Genomic DNA, 4,511 nt, shown 5'->3' on the forward strand with positions numbered 1-4,511 from the left:
AGTTCCAAACCCATACCAACCCACTGCGAACCCTGACCCGGAAACACCATCAACACCCGGCTCGCTGCGACCGAACCCGAACCGGTCAGCGCGGATTCCGCACCCGCAGCCAGGCCCTCCAGCCCAGCCAACAACTCCCCACGATCCCCCGCCACCACCACACCACGATGCGCGAACTCCGCCCGACCAGTCGCCAACGAATAGCCAATATCCGCCACCGAAAACTCCGGATGCACCCGCACACACTCAGCCAACCGCGAAGCCTGACCCCGCAACGCCTCCCGAGTCTTCCCAGACACCACCACCGGCACCGGACCGGTCTCGGTCGCGGTCTCGGTCTCGGCCTCGGTGGCGCTCTCCGGAGCCTGTTCCAAAATCACATGCGCATTCGTCCCACTAATCCCAAACGACGACACCGCACCCCGGCGCGGGCCATCGGAGGTCCACGCACGGGACTCCTGCAACAACTCAACACCCCCACCAACCCACTCAACCCTCGACGACGGCCTCGACGCGTGCAAAGTCCTCGGCAGCACCCCAGCCCGCAACGCCTGCACCATCTTGATCACCCCACCCACACCCGCAGCAGCGGCGGAATGGCCGATGTTCGACTTCAACGAACCAAGCCACAGTGGACGATCCGGCTCGCGATCCTTGCCGTAGACGGCGATCAGCGCCTCGGCCTCGATCGGGTCCCCAAGCGAGGTACCGGTGCCGTGCGCCTCCACCACATCCACATCCGCGGCGGCCAGGCGCGCGTCCTCGAGCGCGGCGAGGATCACCCGCTGCTGCGAAGGACCGTTCGGGGCGCTGAGCCCGCTGCTCGCCCCGTCCTGGTTCATCGCCGAACCACACACCACCGCCAGCACCTCATGACCATTGCGCCTGGCATCGGAAAGCCGCTCCAGCACCACGACCCCGACCCCCTCGGCCGCACCGAAACCATCCGCGTCGTCCCCGAATGCCTTACACCGCCCGTCCGGGGCCAGCGCGCGCTGCTGGCTGATCTCGATCTGTCCTTGCGGGGTGGACATGATGGTCACCCCGCCGGCAAGGGCGAGCCCGCAGTCCTGGTTACGCAGCGCCCGCGCCGCGAGGTGCAGCGATACCAGCGAGGAGGAGCAGGCGGTGTCCACGGTGACCGCGGGACCTTCCAGTCCGAAGCTGTAGGCCACCCGCCCGGAGATCACGCTGCCCGCGCTCCCGGTGAACAGGTACCCTTCATACTCCTTGGACACCCCGCGCGCGGCCGCGGTGTAGTCGTCGGACCAGCCGCCGATGAACACCCCGGTGCGGCTGCCGCGCAGGCTTCGCGGGTCGATCCCGGCGTGTTCGATCGCCTCCCAGGACACCTCGAGCAACTGGCGCTGCTGCGGGTCCATCACCACCGCTTCGCGCGGGGAAATCCCGAAGAACTCCGCATCGAACTGGTCGGCCTCGGGCAGGTAGCCGCCGTGCCGGACATAGGTTTTGCCGGGCTGGGCCGGTTCCGGGTCGAAGATCGCCTCGAGATCCCAGCCGCGGTTGGTGGGGAACTCGGAGATGGCGTCCACCTCGTCGGCCACCAGCGTCCACAGCTGATCCGGGCCGTGCGCGCCCGGGTAGCGACACCCCATGCCGACCACCGCGATCGGGTCGTGATCCTCGAGTTCGCGCACGCGCTGCCGGGTCTGCGCCAGATCCGCCGTCACCAGCCTGAGGTATTCCTGGAGCTTCTCCACATTCGCCATTCGGCCACGACCTCATTCAGCGCGATGAGCGCGGTTCAGCACCGCGGATTCCTTTTCCACGCTATGGAGGCCCCGGTGCCCGGACAACCCCTACCGCTCCCCTAAGAACACGGCTGCGCCCCTGTCCGGCCAGGTCGGCAGGACAGGGGCGCAGCTGTTCGGGTTCCGCCTCAGAGGCCCTTGTCGATGAGGGCGAACAATTCTTCGTCGGTGCCGAAATCGAGCGAATCCTCGACGGAATCCGCGCTGTTTTCGGACTCCGCCCATTTCGCGATAAAGGATTGCATGGCCACCTTGAGCTTGGTCCTCGTGATCGCGTCGGGCGCGGATCCGGCGAAGGTCTGCGCGAGTTTGTCCAGCTCGCCGAGCACCGAGTCGGCCGTCGTGGTGTCCTCGGGAACGAGCAGCCCGGCCAGGTACCCGGCAAGTTTCGCCGGGCTCGGATAGTCGAAGGTGAGCGCGGTCGGCAGAGTCAATCCGGTGCGCGCACTCAGCCGGTTGCGCGTTTCCACCGCGGTCAGTGAATCGAATCCGAGTTCGGTGAAACCGCGTTCGGGGTCCACCGCCTGCGGCCCGGCGTACCCGAGCACCGCGGCCGCCTGGGCGCGCACCAGCTCCAGCAGCAGGGGTTCACGCTCGGCGGGGCGCGCCTCGGCCAGCCGTTGCCGCAGCGCGGTGCCCGCATCGGCGGTACCGGCGGCGACCGCGGGTTCGGCAGCGGCCGGTGCGGCGGCCTCGGGCAGCTGTTCGAGCAGTGCCCGGCTGCCATGCCGCTGCACAAGGCGCGGCCAGTGCACGTCGGCGATGCCGAGCGCGACATCCCGGTGCTCGAGGGCGAGACCGAGCGCGGCGGTGCCGGTCGGCGCGGACATCGGGGCCACCCCCTCCTTGCCGAGACGTTCGGCGATGGTCTCGTCCGCGGCGAGCCCGGTGCCGCCCCAGGCGCCCCAGGCGATCGCGGTCGCGGGCAGCCCGGCCGCGCGGCGCGCCTCGGCGAGCGCGTCCAGGTAGGCGTTGGCGGCGGCGTAGTTGCCCTGCCCCGCATTGCCGATCACGCTGCTGAACGAGGAGAACAACACGAACGCGGCGAGCTCGGTGTCCTTGGTGAGCTCGTGCAGGTTCCGGGCGGCGTCCACCTTGGGGCGCAGCACGGTGGCGAACCGTTCCGGGGTCAGCGCATCCAGCGCACCGTCGTCGAGCACCCCGGCGGCGTGGAAGACCGCGGTGAGCGGTTCGCTCAGCGTGCCCAGCAGGGCGCGCAGCGCGTCCCGGTCGGCGGTATCGCAGGCCGCGAGAGTGACCTCGGCGCCGAGCGCGCGCAGTTCCTCGGCCAGCTCAAGGGCGTCGCTCGCCTCCGGGCCGCGCCTGCTGGTGAGCACGAGATGTTCGGCGCCGTTGCCCGCCAGCCAGCGGGCCACGTGCGCGCCGAGCGCCCCGGTTCCACCGGTGACCAGCACGGTTCCGCTCGGCCGGTACGGTTCCCCGGCCGCACCACCGACCGGGCTGCGCAGCAGCCGCCGCCCGAACAGGCCCTCGGCACGGATCGCGACCTCGGGCTCGGTGGTTTCGCTGCCACCGAGCGCGGCTGCGAGCAGCTCGGCAGCCGCCGCGGTCACCTCGGCGGGCAGGTCGACCAGGCCGCCCCAGCGCTGCGGGGCCTCGATGCCGATCACCCGGCCGAGCCCCCAGATCTGCGCCTGCACCGGGTTTATCGCGGCGGCATCCCGCGTGGTGGACACCGCACCCTGGGTCGCGCACCACAGCGGGACGTTGAGTTCGGCATCGCCCATGGCCTGGGCCAGGTGCACGGTCGCGACGAGTCCGCTGCTCAGTGTGGGTTGTTCGGCATGGGGTTGTTCAGCACAGCCAAGCAGCGACAGCACCCCGGTGATCGGGGATTCGCGATGCACGCTCAGCAGTTCGGCGAATTCCGTGCGGGTGATGGTGGCCGGGTCCACACGGACGGGTTCCGCGCCGAGCTGAGTGATCACCGCTTCGGGCACCTCGGTTCCGGTCAGGGTCAGCACCAGCCAGTGGCCGCCGAGCCGGGGCGCGGGACCGGGCCGCCGCGTTGTCGGCCGCAGCGGGGTCCAGCCGATCCGGTAGCGCAGCGCATCCTGGTTCGCGCGCTCCTCCCTGCGGTTCTGCCAGCCGGAAAGGGCGGGAAGCAGCGCATCGAGCGAGTCCCGCTGATCCTCGTTCACCCCAAGGGTGTTCGCGAGTTCGGCGAGGTCTTGTTCGCGCACCGCCGACCAGAACGCGGCTTCCGCGGCGTCCGCCGAACCGAGGTTCTTGGGCACGTCGAGCCAATAGCGCTGGTGTTGAAACGCGTACGTGGGTAACGGAACCCGCCTGGCACCCGCGAACAACACCGACCAATCCACCTGCCCATGCCGCACATACAATTCAGCCAGCGCGGTCCGAAACCGGACCTGACCGGTATCCCGCTGCAAACTCGCATGCACCGGAACCCCCTGCGCGGCCTCCTCCAAAGGACCACCGAGCACCGGATGCGGGCTGACCTCCAACACATGGGTGAAACCCTGGTCGAGGGCATGGGTCACGGTGGGGAAGAACCTCACCTGACTACGCAAATTCTCCAACCAATACTCACCATTCAGAGTACTGGTATCGACCTGGACACCAGACACCGTCGAAAAAAACGGAATCCCGGTCGACACCGGAACAACCGGCTGAAGATCAGCGGTGATCACCCCAGCAAGCCCGTCCACCTGCGGATGATGCGAAGCATACGACACATCCACCCGACGACAATGCACA

At 68.9% G+C, this 4,511-nt stretch carries 2 protein-coding genes; both read right to left on the reverse strand.

Going from position 1 to position 4,511, the window contains the following annotated elements:
• Positions 1-1,721: type I polyketide synthase (locus A37U_RS0137645; RefSeq protein ID WP_476707431.1), on the reverse strand; the 1,721-nt coding region annotated here is incomplete at its 3' end.
• 179 nt (positions 1,722-1,900) lie between these two features.
• The gene (locus A37U_RS47420) at positions 1,901-4,510 is read right to left on the reverse strand and encodes an SDR family NAD(P)-dependent oxidoreductase (RefSeq protein WP_083934218.1); all 2,610 of its coding nucleotides are present in this window, start codon (positions 4,508-4,510) and stop codon (positions 1,901-1,903) included.
• Position 4,511 lies beyond the last annotated feature (1 nt).

It is taken from the genome of Sciscionella marina DSM 45152, from assembly GCF_000379465.1.
In the GTDB taxonomy this organism is placed as follows: Bacteria; Actinomycetota; Actinomycetes; order Mycobacteriales; family Pseudonocardiaceae; genus Sciscionella; species Sciscionella marina.